Consider the following 23,075-nt stretch of genomic DNA (forward strand, 5'->3'; position numbering starts at 1 on the left):
TACCGCAGACAAGCGGTGCTGATCTCATGACAAAACGGAAGCGCGACTGTAGTACCAGGACATGGCCATGTTGGGGTGGGTCTCCAAGAGCCCCGGCCTCTGCTCGGCCAGAAGCGGCAGCGCGTTATCCGCTTCGGGGTCCGATACCAGGACCACGTTGATTCCGAGACGGAGCGCGGTGGCGAAGGCGGCAAAGGTCCGTCCGTGGACGAATGACATCGCCAGCGCGAAGGTTTCCCGGATGCCCAGGGCCTTTGCGAATGCCGACTGCACGGTGATGGGCATCTGCGTGCCTCGTCGGGCCTGGGGGACGAGCTTGGGCAGATCCGTGGTACCGGATGTGTGGGTGATCAGGTAGACCTCCTCAGCCTTTGGCTTCGGGGCCGACGGCAGTCGCGAGCGGGACGCAGCCCGATCGGATGTGCCCTCGGCAATCTCACCTGCTAGCACCGTCCGGGGATGCTCGACAGACATGCCTTCCGAGGTGATCAGGAACTTCGGCGCAAGGCGAGCCACGAGCTCAGCTGCTTCCTTGCTGCCCAGCTCCGGAGAGATCATGGCTGGGATGGCACCGACCCGGGCAATGGCACATGCCAGAGGGAGAATGTCAGGATTCTGCCTCTTGTAGACCGCCACGATATCTTTTTTATTAACCCCCTGGCTTGCCAGATATACGGCTGTGGCCTCGACGACCTCATTCATCTGCCGATAAGACAGACTCCCCCCATAGCGCGGCGCGATTTCCATAGGCGCGTCCAGGATGAAAAGGGAGCCGGGGTGTTTCGTTGCAGCAGAAGGGAGAAGGGCTGCAAGATCAAACATGGGGCTTCCGTTTCGGTTGGGTGTCAGATATTCGAATGTGAGGCACCCGGGCTGTGGGGAATCCCCGCCCACTGGGAAAAGGCAGAGAGGAACTTCTCCAGGTCGACTCGGGATATGGGATGAGTAGTGAGCTCCGAGATCTGCGCGCTTCCATGCTCGAATTCTTTTGCCTGTTTGATGTAGGGGGCATAGAATTCGATCTTCTCGCTGAGTTCTCGGTCGATCGATGACAACTGACCTTCGGAAGAGACGAAATTTGGAGTCTTGAGTCCAAGTCCAAAGAATACGGTGTCGAGCATTTCCCCCATGGTCGTGCCGCCAGGATTGGTCAGATGGGTCACCGTTCCGAGGTCGGCGCCTCCCAGCCCTGCTGCGACCATCCCGCGAACACACCCGTCGACTGTGACGAAGTCGGCTCTGGCTTCGGGGTTGGTGATGAGGTTGACCGGCGTGTTGCTGAAGAGGTCCCCAAGCTTGACTGACACTCGTTTCTTGAACGAATTCACGCTGCGATAGAATCCGTAGAAGCCGGCGGAGGACATCGTCTGGTAGGTGGTGCTGTCCCCGACAACGACGGACGGTCGCATGATTCGCGACGGGATTCCGGACTTCAGGACAACGTCCTCACCCAATCGCTTGCTGTGCTCGTAGTAGTTGTTCGCTGGGATGGCCGGGTCGAAAGCATCCTCGGAGATGATCCCTTCGGCTTCTCCTGCCACATAAGCTGTCGAAACGTGATTCAGTTCAGCTGCTCCATGGGTTCTCAGCCATGCGACCAAGTTCTCCACGGCTTCGACATTGGCCGAGTATATTTCCTCTGCATCGCGATCCAGGAATTTCAGGGAGGCCGCAGTATGCCACGCGGAGTCGATCTTGGCAGGCAGGTCGGGCAGGGAGGCGAAGTCGCCTGCCACCACTGTGACCCGACTTTCCAAGTCCGTCCCTATGCCAGGGAACTCGTATTTTTCGACGGCCTCCCGCAACTGTGCGAGCACCCGATCCTGGGCCGATACTCCACGCGCATCGCGCGCCAGTGCGACGACCTTGTGGTCGGGCCCCTGCCCCAGAAGCTCGAGGATCAATCGGGACCCGAGGAAGCCCGTGGCTCCTGTCACCAGGTGGATCATGGCTTGTTACCCCTGTTCTCTTTCATTCTTCTTGGTCGCAGAAATATGATTCGCGATAGTATCTGCGCTTTCGAAAAACTCCGCTGGTGCGTCGAAGTCCCACTGGAAAGAAAAGGTCGCTTCGAGCTGGGACAGGAAAGCAGTGAAGGCCCACGACTCGACACCAATGTCGGCCAGAGGCATAGTCTTCAGGTCTTCCATGGATACTTCATGCTCGAGTATGTCCCGGAGAACCTGGGCTACGTCCTCAGCGGAAACGACCTGGATGTCGGGTTCTCCGGTTCCGCGCTGAATTCTTCCATTGTCGTCTGTGCTTCCATTCACCCTTTCGGGGGTTGCAGTGGCAGCACCGATGCGGCTGGTATCCATGAAATCCAGCAAGACGCGTTGGAAGATTTCAGCGTCTTCGAGGTAAGGAAGATGACCGAGACCTTCCAGGACTCGAACGGTCTGGTCAGGGCCATCCAGGATTTTCTTGGCTTCTGCAATTTGGTTGTCTTGCCACAGTGTGTCCTGGTCTCCGACCACGGCCTGCACCGGTATCTCAAGACTCGCCAGCGACGTGAAGTCATCATGATACTTGGCACTAGACAGCATGTTCGCCAGCATGGGTTCTTGCCTGTGCAATGCCATGAAAGCTGTCCGTAGGCCGAGATACCCGGATGCACCCATCTCAATCATCGTGCGCGCAGAGAACACGAAGGAGTACAAATGATCCCACAAAGCTTCGGTGCCCCCCAATTTCAGGGAGGTCATCAAAGCTTTCTCCGTAGCCCTGCGTACGGGCTCAGCACTGGGAGTGATCGACGGGCCGACAAGCAGGATCCCGGATACGGACTCGGGGTACGACAATGCATAGCGGGCCGCGATAAAGCATGATGTCGAGGTCCCAACGAGGACAACCTGCCGCTTCCCCAACGTCTCCAGAAGCTGGTGGAGCGTTTCGACGTGATGATCGATAGTAGCGTCCTCGGCCACTGACGAGCCACCCTGGTTCTCCAGGTCATAGAGCAGCACAGAGTGTTTCTCACGTACCTTCGCGAGATAGGTTCGCCACATCGGCGCGACGATATAGAAATTATTGATGAATACGAGAGTGGTTTCTGTCCCCCTGTCGTAGCTTTCTACGTAAAGGGACTGACCGTCATCGAGGTCGATCTTTGAATCCGTCTTGTATCGCAGATCGGGCATCTCCACTGCCATGGCATCAACTTTCCGATACTCGGGTAGGAATGCTGTGATGATCAGGTGCCGGTTTCACCAACCGGTGTGGCGATCGGCCGCGTGCTGTTGATGCGCGGGGTGTCTCACTAGATATTTTCGAGCGGACCGTGGACCAGACAGGTTTTTCGGCTATTTGGAAGAATTCGGAGAGGGCGCGGAGCATCGCGGCCGAGATGTATACAACGACGCCCAGTTGGAGTCGCCTTTGAAGTGCAGGATCATGGCGAGGGTGAGGGGCCTGGACTACAGGGTGGAGAATTTTTCATCTTCCACGGACCTTGGGTTTCAGTGATTTTCACAGATTCTCTGTGAACGCCTCCACCACCGCAGCTGCCTGTTGGGGATCGAGTCGGGGATCACAAGCAGACTGGTATCGGGGGAAGCGCTCCTGTCCGGAGCTCCAAACACATTCTGTGACCTGGTCCGGGGTGACTTCCAGGCTGAGGCCTGCCGGCTGGACGCCCCCAGCCCGGAGCACACGGACAAAGGAGTCTGCCTCCTCTTGGATGTCAGGAACCGAACGGGTCTTCTCTCCGGATGTGGACCGGTAAGTGTTTCCGTGCATAGGGTCGCAAATCCATATTACTGGGACACCGCTTTCACGAACAGCTCTCACCAGGTCAGGGAGGACCAGTTCAATGTTCCTTACACCCATGCGGGAGATCAGTGTCAATCTCCCCTCCAGCCTTTCCGGGTTGAGCTTCTCAACCAAGGAGACCAACTCTGCTGGAGTGACACCATACCCCAGTTTCACACCAATAGGGTTGTGCACCGAAGCGGAGAAATCCATGTGCGACCCGTCGAGTGAACGAGTACGCTCCCCGACCCATCCGAAATGAGCTGATGTAGCATAGGAACCGCGCTCACCCTTCCGGAACAGGGCTCTTTCATAAGGAAGGAGCAGGAGTTCATGGGAGGCGAATACACGGTCATGTTTGGGCTTGCCGCTCCAGCTCTGACGGAGTGCGGAGAGGGCGAGAGCTGAATGCCTGTAGGACTCCAGCATCCTGCCCGCGTCGGCCTCGCGCAAGCGCCTGTCCGGGGTCGGTCTGTTAACAGCATCCCCCCGGTATACGGGCATCCTTGTTCCGTCCGGGCTCCAGTCATACTCCTGTGATCGAGGCTTGGCATGCTGGCCTGCGATTCTTCCGATCACCGTTACCCGGGGCATTCCGGAGCCGGCCCGCATGAGGGTAGACAGGTCGGATAACTGCCCAACCTTCAGGGTTACTCTGTCTAGCCCGGAGTCAGTGAACGGCTCCATGCAGTCGCCGCCGTGCAGCAGCAAGGACTCTCCTCTGGCCACTGCCCTCAGGTTAACTGAAAGTGCTTCGATCTCCTCCTCGGTGACGAGTTCGGGGAGGTTCCCCAGCTCCTCCTTCACCTTTGCAAGGGCATGCGGGTCGGGCCACTGCGGCTGTTGTTCAGCGAGAGTGGAACGGGTGACTCCCATGGTTTACTCCAGACCTCACACCGTCAAGGAGACTACTCGAAAAAGAGTGGATTGAAGACGGAAGTTCGCGCCTAAATCTCGCTGAGACTCTAGCCATCGAAAGCCAGCGGAGACAGTCAGAGATTTTTGCTGGTCAGGGCCTGAGCGGGAGATGTTTTCCCAGGTTGAGTAGTCGATCCACTCGGCTGTCCGTATGTGGCCAATTTCGCTTGATGTGGGTTTGTTTGAGTGACACTTACCTGTCTCTGGGTAATCAATCAATGCGTTCTCCAAGAGGTGAAGAAGAGGCCGCGTCACTGGGTTGTCGGAGCGTGCCCCAGTGTCACACTTAATTAGAGTTATTATCTTGTTCCTTCATGTTTTTCGTGCCGCTCGTCTTCCGCCCATGCCCGCTCCTGATAACTGCCCAGACCGGCACGTCCGTTGTCCCGGGCAAAGGGTCCCTCTAGCCGCGATCGGTGTCAGGCTGCCGCCACCAGCCATGCCAGTGGGGACCTTGAGGTGTAGCGACGCGGGAACGCCGACTCTGCGGTAATGCGTTTGCGGCGCATCAGTACCCACCACACCCCGGCGTCGGCCGTGTGGCCGTCCACGAGCGTGCAGTAGTGAAACAGCTCGCCTTTGGTCCCGCTTCGGCGGAACGCTTATTCCAGGACCGGTCCAAGGGCAGGGCTGGGGCGTGTTTTTCGAACGGGTCAGACCGCGGAGCCAGATCCGGGTCGAGGAGACCTGTACGGTCCCGTCGGAAATCGCAGCTTGCTTGTCGTAGCGGGTCGCGACCGCCCGGTTCTGCTTGAGCGGGTTGACCGCCCGCTCCGCGGTGTTACGCCCCCGGTAGGCCACCCGGTCAACATCGGGAGGCCTACCACCGGCGGACCCTTGCGCTGACGGTGCTCGCGCTGGTCGAGGGGCCGATCCACGGTCGCCGCGATGTGACGCCTGCGCAGGTGGGCCCGATGGGCCCTGCTGGAGTAGGCCTTGTCGGCCGGCAACCGGTCCGGGCGGGCACGCGGCCGGACCGTGCTGTGGGGCAGGCGCACAGCCCCCGTCAAGGGCTCCGATATCGGGCTGTCCCCACGCCGGCCGGGTCTGGTGGCCAGCACCAGAGGACGCTTGTGCTGATCGGCGGGCAGATGGATTTTGGTGGTCAGCCCGCTCCGGGACCGCCCGAGCGCTTCGCGCCCATCCGGTTCCCCACGCGATGCGTCCCCTTCTTCACGGCACCGGCGGCGGTGGCGTCCAGCAGCGGTCTCCCAAGGGCCGTAGCGTTCGGGAAGGTCACGCCAGGGGATGCCGGTGCGGGCACGGAACAGGATCGTGTTGATGACTTTGCGGTGGTCGGCCCACTTCCCTGCTTCGGGGAGCGTCCACGGGCAGGGGTGGGGCGAGCAGGATCCGCTCGGTACCGGTGAGTTCATAACGGCCGACCATGGCCGAACGAGCCCTGCTCCGCTCCCGCTTCCAAGAAACGGACCCTGGCCGACACTGTGAACGCGACGGGCCCGTGGGGGACGGGCAAGGCGTCGGACGTGGCGTCCTCGGCGAAGATGTCCATGCCCTCGACCGAGTCGTCCGCTCATTCCTCGTACCCGGGGGGAGCGTGGTGGGGAAGGGGACCGCTTCGGCTCCGGTGTCGCCGATCCGGCCGGCGGGGTCGTTGGTGTGGGTGACGCGGGGCCCCTGCGGACCGATTCGCGGACGATCTCCAGGCCGGGCAGGGTGTGGCTCACGGCGGGGACGCCGACCATAGCGATATGGAGGTTGACCGGTCATGGCGGTACTCAGGTGCGGAGAAGCGCGCGGTGGGTGGTGCGTGCCTGCGCGGGCGCAGGTCGGCGTACCTGTCAGCGTCTTCGGTCCCGTCTCTGCGGGACACACGCTTTTCCTGCGGGGCCGCTGTGAAGGGGAGGGCCGACCGTTCTAGAGTGCGGTACGGCGACGGCGCGGGCGCACCGCCGCAGAGCCGGTGACGCACCGCGATCGCTGTGACGAATCATTACGCAGAGGAGTGAATCGGTGACACTGGTGGAGTGGGCGGATCTGGTCCGTGCAGAGCTGGAACTGAACGAGCAGGAGAGCATGGACCGGGCCGACGTCGACCGCATCCTCGACCTGACCAGGGACGCCGCGCACTCGGTGGCCCGGCCGGCGGGGCCGCTGACGGTCTACCTGATGGGGATCGCCGTCGGTCGCGGTGCCGACCCGGAGGAGGCCGCCGCGCTGCTGAGCCGGTTGGCGCTGGACTCCGCACAGGAGTGAAGGGACGCGGCTCCGGCCGACCCGCAACGTTTGCGTCGGACAAAAGTGACGTAGACGTGATGAACCACTGCAAGCCTGTCACCACATCATCGAGTGTCTGTGACCTGGTGCACGCTGATCGGCCGTCGTTCCGGCGTCCAGCAGAGCGCGGGCACATGGCCGTACCCCGATCCGAACGTGATACGGAGATCCCCGCATGGATCAGATCCTCGGGATGGCCGAGATCGTCAGCGATGTGCTCTGGGGACCCTTCGTCCTCATCCCTCTGCTGGCCGGTGTCGGCCTGTTCCTCACCGTCCGACTGAAGCTGCTCCAGCTCCTGCGGTTGCCGCACTCGCTCTGGCTCGCCCTGGTCCGGCGCAAGGAGGACTCCTCGGTCGAGGGCGACATCTCGCACTACCAGGCATTGAGTACGGCGCTGGCGGCCACGGTCGGTGTCGGCAACATCGCCGGTGCTGCTCTGGCCATCGGTGTCGGCGGCCCGGGCGCGCTCTTCTGGATGTGGGTCGTCGGTCTCCTCGGCATGGCCACGAAGTACTGCGAGGCGCTGCTGGGCGTGAAGTTCCGCCGTACCGACGCCAAGGGTGAACAGAGCGGCGGCCCGATGTACTACCTCAAGTACGGGCTGAACGGCTGGCTCGGCACCGTGCTCGGCGGCGCCTTCGCCGTTTTCGGAGCCATCGCCGCCTTCGGGATCGGCAACGGGACCCAGGCCAACACCGTCACCCAGCAGGTCACCAGCATCGTCGAGGTCGAGCCCTGGGTCGTGGGTCTGGTCCTCATGCTGCTGGCCGGCGCCGTCATCCTCGGCGGGATCAAGAGCATCGGACGCGTGGCCTCGGCTCTCGTGCCGATCATGATCGTCGGCTACGTGGTCTCCTGCCTGCTGGTGCTGGCTATCAACTGGTCCTCGATCCTGCCCGCGCTGCAGCTCGTGTTCACCAGCGCCTTCGGCTACACCGCGCCGGTCGGTGGTTTCGCGGGTGCCGGCCTGATGCTGGCCATCCAGCAGGGGTTCGCACGCGGAATCTTCTCCAACGAGTCCGGCCTGGGCAGTGGCGCCATCGCCGCTGCCGCAGCCAAGACCCGCGAGCCGGTCCGCCAGGCCATGGTCTCGATGACCCAGACCTTCATCGACACCATCGTCGTCGTGACGATGACCTGCCTGGTCATCATCACGACCGGGGTCTGGCAGGAAGGGGACGTCGACGGTTCCCTGCTGACCACCCTGGCCCTGACCGAGGGGCTCGGCCAGGCCAGTGCCACACTGGCGGTCGCCGGGCAGTACATCGTCGCCACCGCGGTGGTGGTGTTCGCCTTCACCACCATGCTCGGGTGGTCCTACTACGGCGAGCGCTGCATGGAGTACCTGGGCGGACGCAAGCTCGTGACGCCCTACCGGGTCGTGTTCATCGTGGTCGTCTTCGTCGGCTCGGTCGCGGCTCTGGACGAGGTGTGGCTGTTCAGCGACATCGCCAACGCGCTCATGGCGCTGCCGAACCTCCTCGGACTCCTGCTGCTCTCCCCGGTCGTCGTGGTCGAGACACGCAGGTTCTTCAATCACCCGGACTGGCGCAACCCCGACGTGGTCATGGACGACGTCCGCGGCTGAAGCGGACGCCCGACCGCCGCCGAACGCAGGAGGGGGACCGGCTCAGGGCCGATCCCCCTCCTGCGTGTCCGTGGCGGAAAAGGCGGTCACCACCAGGCGTGGAAATGGTGCACCGGGCCCTGGCCCCCTCCGGCGTCGATGTCGCCGGCACGGCGCAGCGCCTCGGTCAGGTACCCCTTGGCTCCCCGCACCGCCGCGGCCGTGTCCGGGCTCCGGGGGAGCAGAGCGGCGATGGCGGAGGAGAGCGTGCACCCGGTGCCGTGGGTGTTGCGGGTGTGCACCCGGGGCGCGGTGAACTCCACCGGGGGCGTGCCCTCGGCCGCGAGCACGTCGACGCTGTCCTCGGAGTCCAAGTGGCCGCCCTTGAGCAGGACCGCACGCGGCCCCAGCTTCAGCAACTCCGCGGCCTGTTCGTGCATCCCCGCCAGGTCGGTGGCTTCCCCGGCCCCGAGCAGGTCGGCGGCCTCGGGCAGGTTGGGGGTGAGCAGACCGGTCCGGGGCAGCAGCACGGTGCGCAGGGCCTCCGTGGCCGACCCCTCCAGCAGGCGGTCGCCGCTCTTGGCGACCATGACCGGGTCCACGACCACGTTCTCGAGCCCGTGCCGGTCGATCGCCCCGGCCACCGCCTCGGTCACCTCGGCGGTACCCAACATGCCGACCTTGACCGCGTGGACCGCGGCGTCCTCGAGCAGGACGTCGAGCTGGCGGGTGACGAACGCGGCCGGGATGCCGTGCACGCCGGCGACCCCGCGCGTGGACTGGGCGGTCAGGGCGGTGACCACGCTCATCCCGAAGACACCGAGCGCGGAGAAGGCCTTGAGATCGGCCTGGATCCCGGCCCCTCCGCTGGGGTCGCTCCCGGCCACGGACATGACGTTGAAAGCGCTCATGGCGTTCCTTCGCTAGTACGAACTAGGGCAGGTTCGACGGGTGTGCTCTCAGCCGGACCGGTGAGGTACCGGCACCCCGCGCCTCTGTCGGGAGATTCTACGAGGTCCTGTCTCAGCGGACGAGGGCGGACCCGTGTCCGTGCTCGCGCTCCCGCTGGAGCCGCTTGCGGTGCTCCCACACCAGCACGGCGGCGACCACGGCGAAGCCCAGGACCATGAAGCCCACGGTCAGCGGGACGTCGCTGACCGGAACGACATCGCGCTCCTCGTTCTGCCAGGGCCACAGCGCTCGCAGCGAACCGGCCATGATCCCGGTGAGCACGACCAGGGTGATGCGGCGCTTGTTGTCGAGCAGGTACTGCAGCAACTTGACGAACAGTGCCAGACCGGTGACCGCGCCGGCGGCGAAGGTGAGGATGAAGGCCACGTCGACTTCGCGCACGGCCTGCAGGACGGGTTCGTACAGGCCCACCGTCAGCAGGATGAAGGAACCGGACATGCCCGGCAGTACCAGGGCGCAGATCGCCACCGAGGCGGCGAAGAAGATCACCACGGGGTTCACCGGGAGGTTGGCGCCCGGCAGGCTCATGACGAAGAACGCCAGAACCGCGAAGACGATCCCCACCACGTAGTGCACCGGCCGCCACGGCAGGCCCGCGGCGCTGAAGGGGATCCACAAACTGGCCAGCACCAGCCCGAAGAACAGGGCGTAGGCGTACTGGGTGTGCTCCTCCAGGACCGGTGCGATGAGGAGCATGGCCAGGACCAGGAAGACCGGCATACCGATCAGTGCGGGCAGCAGGACCCCCCAGTCCGCCCGTGCGAATTCTTCCTTGGCGCGGGCCGTACCCTTGCCGCGCAGGCCGTCGGTCACGGCCAGGCGGAGCCCGCTGACCACGTGTCCGGCGCCGCCGATGAGCTTGTCGTAGAGCCCGACGATGAGTGCGACCGTGCCGCCGCTGATGCCCGGCAGCGCTTCCGAGGTGCCCACGGCCCCGCCGCGCACCGCATTGAAGATGTAGGAGCCTACTTTGGCCATGTGAGATGTAGGGCGCCCTCCGAGGGCCGGAAGGAGCCTTACCTCCGTCCTAGTGGTCTCGCCGTCCCCACCCCGCGCACGGCAGGATGGTGAGTCGGAAAAGGGGTGTGGTCCGTGCGGGACGTGGCCGACCTGCTTCAGGGGTGGGACCACGTACAGCCGCGGAGGTCGTGGCGCGCCCGGGCCGACAGGCGGGGGAGGCGGCCGACGAGTGCGGACCAGGTCAGTCTAATGGTGTGCGGGCGCCCCGGGTCCCGATCCGACAGTGGGTTTCGGTTGTGTACTCCAAAGGTGACCTTGCGCCCGAAAGGGCGGGGCGGCGCGGTGGGTCACCACACCGGGTGGCCGGAGACCGTTTCCCCGGTGTCCGTGCCCCGCCTGGCCACCGCGGAGGCCCACCGGTAGTCCTGCTTTCCGGCCGCCGTGCGCCGCACCTGGTCCACGAACCGCACACTGCGCGGAACCTTGTAGCCGGCCAGGCGTCCGCGGCAGTGCGCACGCAGCCCCTCGACATCCACCCGGGCACCCGCGGCCACCGCGACCACGGCGCTCACACGCTGGCCCAGGGCCTCGTCGGGCAGGGGCAGCACGATGGCGTCCACAACGTCCGGGTGGGCCTTGATGACCGCCTCGACCTCCTCGGGGTAGACCTTCTCCCCTGCGGTGTTGACCACGACGCTGCCCCGCCCCAGCAATACCACCGAGCCGTCCTCACCACGGGTCGCGTAGTCGCCCGACAGCGCCCACCGGCGGCCCCGGGGGTCAACCGGGAACGTGCGGGCGGTGGCGACCGGATCGTTGTAGTAGCCCAGCGGGATGTGGCCGGTACGGGCGATGCGCCCCACCTCCGTCGACCCGGCCGGCAAGGGCTCGAGACGGTCGTCGAGAACCGCGACGCTGCCGCCCATGGCGAAGTTCGGTCCGCGTGCGGTCTCACCGGAGGGATGGGCGCCGGGGACCACCCCCGCATCGGCGGTCCCGCACACACCGGTCTCCGAACCCCCGTAGGAATCGGCCAGGGTCAGGTCGGAGCGCCAGGAACGCCACAGGGCACGCACCGGGTGGGTCAGCGGGGTACCGCCCGAACGCACCGAGGTCAGGGTCGGGCACCGGTCCGGTTCGGCCAGCAGGCGCATCACGAACGGGCGGGCCATCGCATCGCCCACCAACTGGAGGGTGTGCGCCCCCTCGCGGTGGGCCAGGGCGACCAGGCGGTCGGCGTCGAAGGCCGAATCGGTGGAGAGCACCACACGCTTGCCGCACAGCAGCATGCTCAACGCGTTCCACTGGCCGGCCGCGTGCATGAGCGGGCCCAGCAGCAACATCCGTTGCGGGAAGCACCGTGCGGCGCGTTCGGCCACATCGGTGAGGTCGCGGGCGCGCGGCGCACCCGGGGAACGGCGTTCCAGCGCCGCACGGAAGATGTCGGCCTGGCGCCACAGCACCCCCTTGGGATAGCCGGTGGTGCCGCCGGTGTAGAGCAGGTAGTGGTCGGAGCCGCTCGTGGGCGGCAGTTCGGCCGGATCACCGGGCTGTTGGGCGGCCAACGCCGTCTCGTAGTCCATACCGGCCAGTGACGCCGCCCGCGGGCTGCCGTCCTCGATGAGCAGCACGTGGCGGAGCCGGGGCAGGCCGTCGCGTACGGGAACCACGGTCGCGGCCAGGGAGTCCTCGGCGACCAGGGCGACGGCGTGGGAGTCGGAGAGTACGTGGTGCAGTTCCCCGGCCACGTAACGGTAGTTGAGGTTGACCGGCACCGCGCCCGCACGAAGGATCCCGAGGAAGGACTCCAACCACTCGGCGCGGTTGCGGGCGAGCAGCGCCACGTGTTCGCCCGGCCGCACACCCGTGCCCGCCAGGTGGCGGGCCACCCGGGTCGAGCGCGCGTTCAGGCCCCGGTAGGTCAGGCGGCGCGGGCCGGAGACCACGGCGACACGGTCGGGGACTGTTTCGGTGACGGCCTCGAACAACCGGGCGAGGGAGAAGGGTGCGTCCGGGTACGCGGAAGGGGGCACGCAGGACCTCCCAGACAACGGTGGAGCGCCGTCCCCGGCGTGGGGAGCTCGCGGCGGCGCAGGACTCTGCCGTGACCGTACCCCTCGGGTGTTCGGCCGATACCCGGCAGGAGCATGGTGCGCGTCACCTGAGCTGGGAGTACAGGTCACAGCCTGGCCGGAGCAGGCGGGTCGGCCCTGCTCGGAGGTGTACCACGAACGTGCCGCGGGTGTTTCGGCCCGCCCGGCGGACCTGTGAGTTGTCCCACCCCTTGTGGGCTCAGCGGATCATCTGCTCAACTTTTGGAGACCTTCTGCCGGAGGGCGCTACCCCGCCCGCCGGTGGGTATCAAGTGCGAGACATCGATCAATGGTGATCGGAGCTACTCGATGAGCACGACCCAGAACCTGGGACAGAACGACCCCGCCGGTGACCCCGGTGCCCCCTCACTCTCCAGCGCGGACCACATCGCCCTCGCGAAGGAGCGGTCCGCCCACAACTACGCCCCCCTTCCCGTGGTCGCCGCCGAAGGCCGCGGCGCCTGGGTGACCGACGTGGAAGGACGCCGGTACCTGGACTGCCTCGCCGGGTACTCCGCGATGAACTTCGGCCACCACAACCCGGACCTGCTCGCGGCCGCCCACCGTCAGCTCGACCGCGTGACCCTGACCAGCAGGGCCTTCCACAACGACCAGTTCGCCCCGTGGGCCGCCGCCCTGGCCGACATGGTGGGCAAAGAGAAGGTCCTGCCGATGAACACCGGGGCCGAGGCGGTCGAGACCGGTATCAAGGTCGCCCGCAAGTGGGCCTACGAGGTCAAGGGCGTGCCCGAGGACCAGGCCACCATCGTCGTGGCCGGCGACAACTTCCACGGCCGCACCACCACCGTCGTCTCCTTCTCCTCCGACCCCGAGGCCCGCACCGGCTTCGGCCCCTACACCCCCGGTTTCCGGTCCGTGCCCTACGGGGACGCGGCCGCGCTCGAGGCGGCGATCGACCACACCACCGCCGCGGTGCTCATCGAACCGATCCAGGGCGAGGCCGGGGTCATCGTCCCACCCCCGGACTACCTGCCGCGGGTACGGGAGCTCTGCGACGCCAACCGGATGTTGTTCATCGCCGACGAGGTGCAGGCCGGCCTCGGGCGCACCGGCACGATCCGGGCCTGCGAGCACTTCGACGTGGTCCCCGACGCCTACCTGTTCGGCAAGGCCCTGGGCGGCGGCATCCTCCCGGTCTCGGCGATGGTGGCCGACGAGGACGTGCTCGGTGTGATCCAGCCCGGCCAGCACGGCAGCACCTTCGGCGGGAACCCGCTCGCGGGAGCCGTGGGAAGCACGGTCGTGCGCATGCTCACCGAGGGCCCCTACCTCGACAACGCCCAGCGCCTGGGCGAGGTGCTCGAACAGCGCCTGAAGGGACTCGTCGGCAACGGGGTCGTCTCCGCGCGCAGCATCGGCCTGTGGGCCGGCGTCGACGTCGACCCCGACCTCGCGGACGGGAAGGAGCTGTGCCGGCGCCTGGCCGAGCACGGGGTGCTGGTCAAGGACACCCACGGTTCCACGATCCGGATGTCGCCGCCGCTGGTGATCTCGGAGGCGGACCTCAACTGGGGCCTGGACCGTTTCGAGGAGGTCCTCACGGGCCTGCGCCGTTGACGGGGCCCTGAGCCGGACCCGCACGCCCCACCGTTCACGTGCGGGGCGGCCTCCGGGCCGAGCGCCCGCGCCGCCTCGCGCGTGCACGCCCCGGGTGCGGAACGGGGCCGCCCCCGGGTCAGGAGGTCCCGGCCTCCTCGGCCTCCCCTCCGTCGGCGACCTCCTCCTCGGGCCCTACCGGGTCCAGGGGGCCGCCGAGTTCGGACCTCAAGATCTCCTGGTCGACCTGTTCCAGGGTCTCGCGTGTGACGTAGAGGGTCCGTTCGGGCCCCTCCTCGATCTGGCTCCGCACACGTTCGGCCATCGACATCTGCCCCTCGGCGGTGGGGTGGAAGCTCGCGCGGTCCACCTCCAGTCCCTCGCCGAGCTCGCCCAGGACGATGCCGTTGAGCCAGGCCTCGTCCGCACTGACCTCGTACCCGTTCAACGAACTGAACACGTTGACGTACTCGGCGCTGCCGACGTCGCGCTCGCCGTAGACGTCGCCGTCCACGCGGTAGACGGTGTCGCGGATCGTCTCGTTGAACCGCCGCGCGACCGTGTTCAACCACTCCTGGTCGTTGACGCTCAACGTGTAGTACATCCCCGTGGGCTCCTCGGGGAACAGGCGCGGATACCCCACCACCAGGATGCGGGCGTCGGGCGCACGGTCGTGGATCTCCTCCAGGACCTGGGTGAGGGTCTCCTCGAACTGCTCCATCCGGTCGGAGATCTCCTCCTCCTGGTCCACACACGCGGTGTTGTCCAGGATCGGCATCCGCACCATGCAGGTGCGCAGCACGGGGATGAAACCGAGGTCGTTGCCGCCGATGCCGATCGTCACCAGCGAGGTGTGGTCGGTGACCCGTTCGATCTGCGACTCGGGTGTGCCGAGCCGGCTGAGCATGTCCTCGCCCTTGTGCGAGGAGCACGCGAAGAAGGCGAGCGTGCCGGAGAACTCGTACTCCTCGGAGATGAGCCGCGGGTAAGCGTTCTCCGAGCGCCAGCATCCGCCGGGCTCGGCGGTCGAGGGGTCGTAGTCGCCGGCGCCGTCACCGGAGGAGTAGGAATCGCCCAGTGCCACGTAGTTGCCCCACAGGGCCGCTTCTTCGGGCTCCACGCGCACGCGCCAGTCCAGTTCTTCCTGCTGCTCCTCCTCGGTGAGGGGAGGCGGGTCGCCGGGGCACACGCCTCCGGTGAGGTCGCACCAGAGATCGGTCACGCCGTCGCGGGTGGCGGGGACGGCCATCGTGACCACCAGGAGCAGGACCAGGGCCGCTGCGGAGTACAGGGCGATACGCGCGCGCCGGGTGCGCGGACGTTTCCGGGAGGGGCGGGAGACCGCTGTGGCCCCGCTGCCCTCGGAGGTCTGCTCCGCGCTGCTGTCCTCGGAGTTCTGTTCCGCCCCGCTGTTCCCGTGCGCCGGTGCTCCGCCCGTGCCGTCGTCCGGTTGCTCGTCCCGGCCGCGCTCCCCGGCCCCGGGGCCGTGTTCGGGCTCGTCGAAGTCCGACGGGTCGTCACCACGCGTTGACACGGCCGCTATCGTCTCCCGGTCCTGGACGGTTGATGCTCTCGGCTCAGACTACCCTCGGCGGTTCGTCCCGATCGTGTCGAGAACACCACGGTCACAGGGCCACCAGGTGCCGGTGCCGGGTGGCGTTCGGTCCCGGAGGCCAGGGACGCTGTTGACCGGAGGGGCGCCGTTGCTCCCACTGCGGTGGGGCGTTGTCCGCTCCTCCCCACGCAGCGCCCTTCGCTCGCGGTCCGGTGGGGCGGGCCCCAGCGGCGGCCAATCCCGCTGGGACCCACGCGCCCTCTCCACTTGCCAGGGAGGTACTTCGACTCTGCCGGTCGGGGGCCGCCTGGGACACCGTTGAAATCCACAAAAATCCAGCCGGAACCTCGTTCCACTTCACAAGGCTGCCGGACGGGCCGGGCAGACGGACGGCCCCGTGCCCGCACATGAGGGAGGGCGGCACCCGCCGTGCGGGTGCCGCCCTCCTCCGTACTACCCGGCCGCGGCCGGGGCGGGGCCGAGGCCTCCGGACACGAGACCTCTAGGCGATCTCGACCTTGCGGGCGTCGGCGAAACGCTGCTGGACGTCGGCCCAGTTGACGACGTTCCAGAACGCCTTGACGTAGTCGGCCTTGACGTTCTTGTACTGGAGGTAGAAGGCGTGCTCCCACATGTCCAGCATCAGCAGCGGCTGGCTGCTGAGGGCAGCGTTGCTCTGCTGGTCGTAGAGCTGCTCGATGACCAGACGCTTGCCCAGGGCGTCCCAGGCCAGGATGGCCCAGCCGGAACCCTGGATGGTGGTGGCAGCGGCGTTGAAGTGCGAGCGGAAGGCGTCGAAGGACCCGAACTGGTCGTCGATGGCCGCACCCAGCTCGCCCTCGGGCTTGTCGCCGCCCTCGGGGGAGAGGTTCTTCCAGAAGATCGAGTGGTTGACGTGGCCACCCAGGTTGAACGCAAGGTTCTTCTCGAGCATCGGCACGGTCCCGAGGTCGCCGGAATCGCGCGCTTCCGCCATCTTCTCGAGAGCGGTGTTGGCACCGGCCACGTACGTTGCGTGGTGCTTGTCGTGGTGCAGTTCCATGATCTGCCCGGAGATCCAGGGCTCCAGGGAAGCGTAGTCGTAGGGCAGCTCAGGAAGCTCGTACGGCGCAGACATCTCTGACGCACCTTTCCAAAGACGCGATTCGTTCACCAGCGATGGGATCGCTACGGAGCAAGCTATCAGCCGAGCAGGCCGGGGCCCGATCCCAGGCTGTCGACACCCGGTCCCGGGAATAATCCGGGTTCTGGGCGACTACGGGGCATCCCCCGGTGCGATCGCCGGCGTTGGCCGCGCGTTCCCCACCGGTTCACCACCGCAACACCGTGACCGGGCACGATGCACCGTTGAAGCCGTGCACCGGCGCTCCGTAGACGTCATCCCCCTACCCCGTGAGGTCGTTCCCACCCATGTCCGTTGCACCGGAAGCCGGTCCGCGGCACAGACCCGAGATCGAGGGACTGCGTGCGGTCGCCGTCCTGCTCGTGATCGCCTACCACGTCTGGTTCGGCCGGGTCTCCGGCGGCGTGGACGTGTTCCTGCTGCTCACCGGCTTCCTCGTCACCGGGTCGTTGCTGCGCTCCCTGGAACGGGACGGACGGATCTCCTTCACCGCGTTCTGGTCGCGCCTGGCCCGGCGGCTGGTTCCGGCCGCAGCGGTGGCGCTCGCGGGGACCCTGGCGGCCACGTACCTGTTCCTGCCGCCCTCACGCCGGCCGGGGGTGCTGGAGGAGGTGCGGGCGGCGGCGCTGTACCACGAGAACTGGGTACTGGCACAGAAGGCCGTGGACTACCTGGCGCGCGAGGAGGCCCTGAGCCCGGTCCAGCACTTCTGGTCCCTGTCGGTCCAGGGCCAGTTCTATCTGCTCTGGCCCCTGCTGCTGGCCTCGGCAGCGCTGGTCGCCGCACGTCTGGGCACCACTGTGCGGCGCGCCGCCCTGACGGCCGTGGCGGCCGTGTTCACGGTGTCGTTCGCCTACTCGGTGTGGATCACCGGTTCCGACCAGGCCTGGGCCTACTTCGACACCGGAGCCCGTCTGTGGGAACCGGCCCTGGGCGCGGCCCTGGCTCTGGTGGTGCACCGGATCGGCCTGCCCGTCCGGCTGCGTCTGTTCCTGGGATGGGCCGGTCTGGCCGGGCTGGTGCTGTGCGGGGCGCTGGTGCCGGTCTCGACGATGTTCCCAGGGTGGATCGCCCTGTGGCCGGCCGGTGCCGCGGTGCTGGTGGTCGTCGCCGGTACGACCGGGCACCGCCTGGCCGCCGACCGGTTGCTGACCTGGCGTCCGCTGACCTGGTTGGGCGGGCTGTCCTACGGCCTCTACCTGTGGCACTGGCCGGTCCTGGTGATCCACCTGCACACCACCGAACGTACGGTCGCCGGTCTCCACGGCGGTGCTGCGGTCGTGGCCGTCTCCTTCGTGCTGGCCTGGCTCTCGCACCGGGTCGTGGACGGCGGTGTGACCCGGATGCTCCGGGACCGCCGCACCCCTGCCCGCTCCCTGGTCCTGGCCGCCTCCTTCCTGGTGCCGCTCGTGGCCGCTTCCCTGGTGTGGTCGGACCAGATCGTGCGTGAGTACCAGCACCGGACGGAGCTTGCCACCGAGGAAGCGAACTACCCGGGCGCGCTCAGCATCGCCCGTGCCGAGGGGGAGGCGGTCCCGGCCCGGGACGGTGCACCGACCGAGCAGGACGTGCCCGTGCGGCCCGACCCGGTCGTGGCCGAGGACGACCTGTCCGACCACCACGACCAGGGGTGCCACGTCAACCTGGAGGAGAGCGAGGTGGTGGTCTGCGACGAGGGGGCCGAGGACGCCGAGCACACCCTGGCGCTGGTGGGCGCCTCCAGGGTGGCCCACTGGTATCCGGCCGTGCAGGAGGTGGCCGAGGAACACGGGTGGCGGCTGGTCTCCTTCACCAAGAGCGGCTGCCAGTTCAGCACGGACACCCCGATGCGCGAGGGGGAGGTCTTCACCGAGTGCGAGGAGTGGAACGCCGAGGCGATGGAGATCCTCGCCGACCTGCGCCCCGACGCGGTCCTGACCTCCTCCACCACGGCCAACCCCAGCGGTGAACGACTGCCGGACGGGTTCGTGGAGCGTTGGGAGGAGCTGGGAACCCTCGATGTCGAGGTCATCGGGGTCCGTGACCTGCCGCGCCGCGACTACCGGAGCGCCGAGTGCGTCGAGCGCGGACCCGCGGGGGAGTGCACCTCCCCGGCCGCCTACAGCCATGCCGGCATCGACCCCGCCCAGGACCGTGACCTGCCCGGGCACGTGACCACCTTCGACCTGACCGAGTACGTGTGCCCCGGTGGGAACTGTGACGCGGTGGTCGGCAACGTGCTCGTGTTCTGGGACCACTCGCACATGACGGCCACCTATGCGCGCACGCTCGTACCGATGATGGAGGAGGCCCTGCTGGAGGCCACCGGCTGGTGAGGTCTGCGCCGAACACGGGGAATCTCCCGAAATACGCTTATCACTGAGCGTGTACGGGGTTTGCCTTAGCGTGTTTATTGCTTGTGCCTCTGTCGACCACGCGGAGAGGTGCCCATGTCCGTGTCTCCCGGGCTTCGTTCGGTCACCACCCCGGGCCTGCCCGCCGGGCGTCGGGGGAGCGGCTCCGGTTCCACCCCGCTCACCGCCTGCGACGAGGGGTCCGGGGACGCCGAACGCACCCTCGCGCTGGTCGGTGCCTCGCGCGCGGGCCACTGGTGTCCGGCGGTGCGCGCCGCCGCTCAGGAACGGGACCGGCGTCCGGTCGCCTTCACCCGTAGCGGATACCAGGGGCCGAACGTCTCGATCCCCGTCCCGTCGAGAAACGCACCGGGCCCGCGCTGCGCTCTCAGGGCGACAGCGATTCCGCGCTCTCCCCCGAACCGCCCGGAAACGTCGTCCCCCTCGACTTCACCGAGTACGTGCGCCCCGGTGGGAACTGCGGCGAGGTCGCGGGAAACGTGCTCGTGTTCTGGGGCCACGCGCACATGACAGCCACGTTCACCGGAACACTCGCGCCCGTGGCCGACCCTGCCATGGAGGAGACCGTCGAACGGTGATCCGGTCGTGTTCGGAGAATTCTCGGTCGACCCGGAAAGAGAGAAAAGCGAGGGGGAAGTGAACGGAGGGAGAATTACGCAGGATTCCTTTTGAAATGGACTGTTCGTGCCTTCTGTGCATTGTCGGGATAGTTAACATCGGACCGAAAACATGTGGAGGTCACCACTCATGCGCTCCCTGCGTCGTCGTCTTCTCCCGTTCCTCCTCACCGCGGCGTCGGTGGGTGCGGTCACGGTCCTGATCCCCCCGGCACTGGCCGCCCTCGGCCTCCTGCCCTGGCCCCAGGCACTGGTCCTGAGCGGACTCGTGCTCCTGGGCGGGGCCGTGTGCGGTCTGGCCGCGGGCCTGCTGCTCGTTCGCCGTGCCGTCCACACCCTGTCCGTGGAGGTGCGCACCCACACCCGGGTCGTCACCGAGACGGTCGCGGCCGAACGCCTGGAGATCGCCGAGGCCACCGAGGCCCTCAGCGAGGTCCGTGCCACCGTCGGCCGCCTCGAGGGCCAGGCCCTGCCCCGGCAACGCTGCCAGATCCGACAGGACCTGGTCGCCCAGGACCGCGACAACTTCGAGCAGCACGTGGCCTGGACCGAGCTGCGCGAACACCTGGACGTCCCCGCGTTCATGCCGTCGCTGCGCGGGTGGGCGGCCTCGCCCGACCTCATGCGTCTGGTCGTGCGCCACATCGACCGCCTGCAGCCCGGACTCGTCGTCGAGTGCGGCAGCGGTGCTTCCAGCATCTGGATGGGTTACGCGCTGCGCCGGCAGGGCCGCGGCCGGGTCGTGGCGATCGAACACGAGGTCCACTACGCCGAACAGACCCGTGCCATGGTCGCCGAACACGGGTTGGACGATGTCGTCGAGGTGCGCCTGGCGCCCTTGGTCGAGATCGACCCGAGCTCCCTGACCGGCTCGGACGGGGAGGAGTTCACCACCGCCGACCGCTGGTACGACACCTCTGCCCTCAGCGACCTGGACGGTATCGGACTCCTGCTCGTGGACGGGCCCCCGGAGTCGACCGGCCGCCAGGCCCGCTACCAGGCCCTGCCCACCTTCTGGCCCAACTTGGCCGACGACGCCGTCATCGTCCTGGACGACACCAACCGCAAGGACGAGCGGGCCCTGGGTGAACGCTGGCTCGAGGAGTACCCCGAACTCCGACGGGCCGAGGAGCCCGCGGAGAAGGGCGCCCACGTCTTCTCCCGCAAAGGGGCCTGAACCGGTCACCCGTCACCGTCGACCCCACGAGAGCAGCAGATGATCAGCACAGTCCTGCGAGGCGCCCTGCGCGCCCGAGGCGACGAACCGGCGGTGCTGGGCCACACCGGTGAGGGCGCCCGCAGCCCTCTGACCCGGCTCCGGACCCGCCGCGGCGACCGGATCGTCGACCTCGACACCCATCCCATGGGCACACCCGTGACCGAGGGGGAGGACCCCGAGGCCGGACTGGTGGCCGTCGTCGCGGCCACCCCCACCGACCTGCACCGTGCCCTGACCACGGCCGTCCATCTGCCCAGAGCCGCACACGTCCTCGTCTCGATCCTGGCCACACCCGGCCACCAGGAACCTCCCCTGCCCTCCGCCCCCGGGCTGGGGCAGTGGCGCGACCTGCACGAGGTGCGGGTGCGGCGCGTGGACCGCGACGGCTGGGTGTGCGAGCTCTTCTTCCCCCACGCGACCCGACCCGATCAGGTCCTCGACACCGTCGTGCACGGCATGCGCGGTCGCAGGCGCGGCGCAGCCGTCACCCCGCTGGCCGCCCTCCACGGCACCGAGGGGGCGCTCTGGCGGCCCGGCGACACCGGCGTGCAAGGGGTCACCGAGGCCGGTCCGGTCCCCCTGCGGCGGGTCACACCCCAGGCCGACCTCGCTCTGCGGGTGGGCCAGGACCCGCGTCCCGACTGGACCGACGCCGACGTACCCGCCCTGGAGACCGAACCCACCGACGCCGACTCCTGGGCGGGTCTGGTGGGCTCGCACGCCCCCACCCGCGCCCGCGCCCAGGTGCGCACCCGTTCAGCGGCCGACGAGGACGGCCTGGTGCACACGGTCGCGCCGATCGACGAGCTCACCGTCAACCCCACCGGGTTCACCAAGGCGGAGAAGGGGCAACTGGGCGATCTGACCGTGCACGGCGACCGTGCCGTGGTACGCCAGGGCCGGAAGGTACTGGTCACCGTCGCCGCCGATGGCACCGTCACCGACGTCGACCTCAGCCGTCTGCGCCACTTGCGCGGGGTGCGGGTGGACTGGTCCGGGCACACCGGACCCACCGCAGCGGTCCGTGCCGTGGCCTCCTTGGCGGCCGGGGGCGTTCCCCTGCTCAGCGGCACCGTACCCACCTGGGCCGTCGGGCTCGGCAGCCGGCTGGCCGTCCTGCTCACCGGCGCCGACGAGGACGACCTCGCCGACCGTCTGCGCCGTGAGGAACACAGCGTGCGCCTGCGCCGGGCCGCCCTGGAACTGCACGGTACGCGCTCCCGGTGGAGGGACCTGGCACGCCGTGCCGGGATCCCGGCACCGCCCGAACCGACCGTCTCCGTGGTCCTGTGCACCCGAAGGCCCGAGATGGTGGGTTTCGCCCTCGCACAGATCGCCCGCCAGCGGGGTGTCGGGGTCGAGGTCGTCCTGGCCCTGCACGGGTTCGGCGCCGACCGCCCCGAAGTGGCCTCCGCCCTCGGCCGCTTCGACGCCACCGGGATACCGCTGACCGTTCACGAGGCCGACCAGGAGCAGGTCTTCGGCTCCGTGCTCAACGACGCCGTGGCCCGCGCCGGCGGCTCCCTGATCGCCAAATGGGACGATGACGACTGGTACGGGCCCGACCACCTCGCCGACCTGCTGCTCGCCCGCCGTTACTCGGGGGCCGAACTCGTGGGCGCCGGGCAGGACTTCGTCTTCCTCCAAGAGATCGACCTGACCGTGTGGCGCAGCCGCGAGTCGGAGACCGCCACCCGGTTCATCGCCGGCGGCACGGTCCTCGTCGACCGGGTGGTGCTGGAGGAGACCGGAGGGTTCCGCCCGCTGCCGCGCGCCATCGACACCCAACTCCTGCTCGCCGTGGCCCGGGGCGGGGGCCGTATCCACCGCACCCACGGTCTGGGGTACGTGCTGCGCCGTACCGGCGCGGGCCACACCTGGTCCGAAGACATGTCCTACTTCCTGCGCAACCATGCACGACAGTGGTCCGGCTGGCGGCCCAGCACCCTCCTGGAGGGCGAACCCGCCCCGTTGGGCGCGCCCGTGGCCACCGACACGACGGGGGAGAGACCATGACGACTCCGGAGACCACCGCGGCCGAGTTCCCCGGGCCCGAGAACTCGGTCGGTGTCGAACGGCCCTACGTGGTCCGCAATGATTACGGTTCGGTGGTGGTTCCTGGTGTGGGGGAGTGGGAGCCGTGGTTGTC

General features: G+C 67.5%; 15 protein-coding genes, 1 pseudogene and 1 riboswitch. Of the genes and pseudogenes, 6 read left to right on the plus strand and 10 right to left on the minus strand.

The window, feature by feature from the left end; translation table 11 throughout:
• Positions 1–24: 24 nt before the first annotated feature.
• From D456_RS0122615 to D456_RS26195, 5 genes and pseudogenes are all read right to left on the minus strand, one after another.
• On the minus strand, positions 25–822 hold the full coding sequence (locus D456_RS0122615) for an AMP-binding protein (RefSeq protein ID WP_083904673.1): 798 nt from the start codon (positions 820–822) through the stop codon (positions 25–27).
• Between the two features lie 23 nt (positions 823–845).
• The gene (locus tag D456_RS0122620) at positions 846–1,949 is read right to left on the minus strand and encodes an SDR family oxidoreductase (RefSeq protein ID WP_017578458.1); all 1,104 of its coding nucleotides are present in this window, start codon (positions 1,947–1,949) and stop codon (positions 846–848) included.
• Positions 1,950–1,955: 6 nt separating this feature from the next.
• Entirely contained in the window at positions 1,956–3,152 is a 1,197-nt protein-coding gene (locus D456_RS0122625; protein WP_017578459.1) for an alpha/beta fold hydrolase, read from the minus strand.
• 316 nt (positions 3,153–3,468) lie between these two features.
• Positions 3,469–4,626 (minus strand): 3-deoxy-7-phosphoheptulonate synthase, encoded by a 1,158-nt coding sequence (locus tag D456_RS26190; RefSeq protein WP_083904674.1) that lies wholly within the window; start codon positions 4,624–4,626, stop codon positions 3,469–3,471.
• 702 nt (positions 4,627–5,328) lie between these two features.
• Positions 5,329–6,057: pseudogene (locus tag D456_RS26195) on the minus strand (transposase); the annotation flags it as partial.
• A 585-nt stretch (positions 6,058–6,642) separates the two neighbouring features.
• On the opposite strand from D456_RS26195, the gene D456_RS0122635 reads away from it, so the two are divergent.
• Complete coding sequence (locus D456_RS0122635) at positions 6,643–6,885, plus strand: DUF6457 domain-containing protein (protein ID WP_017578461.1); 243 nt, start codon at positions 6,643–6,645, stop codon at positions 6,883–6,885.
• Between the two features lie 196 nt (positions 6,886–7,081).
• Positions 7,082–8,497, plus strand: a complete 1,416-nt coding sequence (locus tag D456_RS0122640; protein WP_017578462.1) for an alanine/glycine:cation symporter family protein — start codon at positions 7,082–7,084, stop codon at positions 8,495–8,497.
• Between the two features lie 86 nt (positions 8,498–8,583).
• Here the strand turns inward: D456_RS0122640 and thiD are convergent, their stop codons facing one another.
• The 3 genes from thiD to D456_RS0122655 form a co-directional block, all read right to left on the minus strand.
• Complete coding sequence (gene thiD / locus D456_RS0122645) at positions 8,584–9,387, minus strand: bifunctional hydroxymethylpyrimidine kinase/phosphomethylpyrimidine kinase (RefSeq protein ID WP_017578463.1); 804 nt, start codon at positions 9,385–9,387, stop codon at positions 8,584–8,586.
• Positions 9,375–9,476, minus strand: a riboswitch (TPP riboswitch). Its footprint overlaps the gene before it by 13 nt.
• Positions 9,477–9,499: 23 nt before the next feature.
• Positions 9,500–10,426 carry a DUF368 domain-containing protein gene (locus D456_RS0122650; RefSeq protein WP_017578464.1) on the minus strand — a complete coding sequence of 309 codons (927 nt, stop codon included), beginning with the start codon at positions 10,424–10,426 and terminating at the stop codon, positions 9,500–9,502.
• Between the two features lie 329 nt (positions 10,427–10,755).
• Positions 10,756–12,441 carry an AMP-binding protein gene (locus D456_RS0122655; protein ID WP_017578465.1) on the minus strand — a complete coding sequence of 562 codons (1,686 nt, stop codon included), beginning with the start codon at positions 12,439–12,441 and terminating at the stop codon, positions 10,756–10,758.
• Between the two features lie 369 nt (positions 12,442–12,810).
• Between D456_RS0122655 and rocD the strand changes: the two genes are divergently transcribed.
• Entirely contained in the window at positions 12,811–14,079 is a 1,269-nt protein-coding gene (gene rocD / locus D456_RS0122660; protein WP_017578466.1) for an ornithine--oxo-acid transaminase, read from the plus strand.
• A gap of 118 nt (positions 14,080–14,197) precedes the next feature.
• Here the strand turns inward: rocD and D456_RS0122665 are convergent, their stop codons facing one another.
• Together D456_RS0122665 and D456_RS0122670 are read right to left on the minus strand one after the other, a co-directional pair.
• On the minus strand, positions 14,198–15,592 hold the full coding sequence (locus D456_RS0122665; RefSeq protein WP_017578467.1) for an SGNH/GDSL hydrolase family protein: 1,395 nt from the start codon (positions 15,590–15,592) through the stop codon (positions 14,198–14,200).
• A 523-nt stretch (positions 15,593–16,115) separates the two neighbouring features.
• Positions 16,116–16,730: a superoxide dismutase gene (locus tag D456_RS0122670; protein WP_017578468.1), complete on the minus strand. Its 615-nt coding sequence runs from the start codon at positions 16,728–16,730 to the stop codon at positions 16,116–16,118.
• Between the two features lie 293 nt (positions 16,731–17,023).
• Here D456_RS0122670 and D456_RS0122675 point away from each other — a divergent pair, with 293 nt between their 5' ends.
• The 3 genes from D456_RS0122675 (at position 17,024) to D456_RS0122690 (ending at position 22,942) form a co-directional block, all read left to right on the plus strand.
• The gene (locus tag D456_RS0122675; RefSeq protein ID WP_017578469.1) at positions 17,024–19,051 is read left to right on the plus strand and encodes an acyltransferase family protein; all 2,028 of its coding nucleotides are present in this window, start codon (positions 17,024–17,026) and stop codon (positions 19,049–19,051) included.
• A 786-nt stretch (positions 19,052–19,837) separates the two neighbouring features.
• The gene (locus tag D456_RS0122685) at positions 19,838–20,884 is read left to right on the plus strand and encodes a class I SAM-dependent methyltransferase (protein WP_017578471.1); all 1,047 of its coding nucleotides are present in this window, start codon (positions 19,838–19,840) and stop codon (positions 20,882–20,884) included.
• A gap of 39 nt (positions 20,885–20,923) precedes the next feature.
• Complete coding sequence (locus tag D456_RS0122690) at positions 20,924–22,942, plus strand: glycosyltransferase (protein ID WP_017578472.1); 2,019 nt, start codon at positions 20,924–20,926, stop codon at positions 22,940–22,942.
• Positions 22,943–23,075: the final 133 nt, after the last annotated feature.

Origin of the sequence: Nocardiopsis kunsanensis DSM 44524, from assembly GCF_000340965.1 — a bacterium.
Classification (GTDB): Bacteria; Actinomycetota; Actinomycetes; order Streptosporangiales; family Streptosporangiaceae; genus Nocardiopsis; species Nocardiopsis kunsanensis.

Bases quoted from the DNA above. Each gene is read 5' to 3' on its own strand.
- D456_RS0122690 (WP_017578472.1), top strand. From the start codon at position 20,924: ATGATCAGCACAGTCCTGCGAGGCGCCCTGCGCGCCCGAGGCGACGAA.
- D456_RS26190 (WP_083904674.1), bottom strand. From the start codon at position 4,626: ATGGGAGTCACCCGTTCCACTCTCGCTGAACAACAGCCGCAGTGGCCC.
- rocD (WP_017578466.1), top strand. From the start codon at position 12,811: ATGAGCACGACCCAGAACCTGGGACAGAACGACCCCGCCGGTGACCCC.
- thiD (WP_017578463.1), bottom strand. From the start codon at position 9,387: ATGAGCGCTTTCAACGTCATGTCCGTGGCCGGGAGCGACCCCAGCGGA.
- D456_RS0122675 (WP_017578469.1), top strand. From the start codon at position 17,024: ATGTCCGTTGCACCGGAAGCCGGTCCGCGGCACAGACCCGAGATCGAG.
- D456_RS0122640 (WP_017578462.1), top strand. From the start codon at position 7,082: ATGGATCAGATCCTCGGGATGGCCGAGATCGTCAGCGATGTGCTCTGG.
- D456_RS0122650 (WP_017578464.1), bottom strand. From the start codon at position 10,426: ATGGCCAAAGTAGGCTCCTACATCTTCAATGCGGTGCGCGGCGGGGCC.
- D456_RS0122620 (WP_017578458.1), bottom strand. From the start codon at position 1,949: ATGATCCACCTGGTGACAGGAGCCACGGGCTTCCTCGGGTCCCGATTG.
- D456_RS0122685 (WP_017578471.1), top strand. From the start codon at position 19,838: ATGCGCTCCCTGCGTCGTCGTCTTCTCCCGTTCCTCCTCACCGCGGCG.
- D456_RS0122670 (WP_017578468.1), bottom strand. From the start codon at position 16,730: ATGTCTGCGCCGTACGAGCTTCCTGAGCTGCCCTACGACTACGCTTCC.
- D456_RS0122615 (WP_083904673.1), bottom strand. From the start codon at position 822: ATGTTTGATCTTGCAGCCCTTCTCCCTTCTGCTGCAACGAAACACCCC.
- D456_RS0122625 (WP_017578459.1), bottom strand. From the start codon at position 3,152: ATGGCAGTGGAGATGCCCGATCTGCGATACAAGACGGATTCAAAGATC.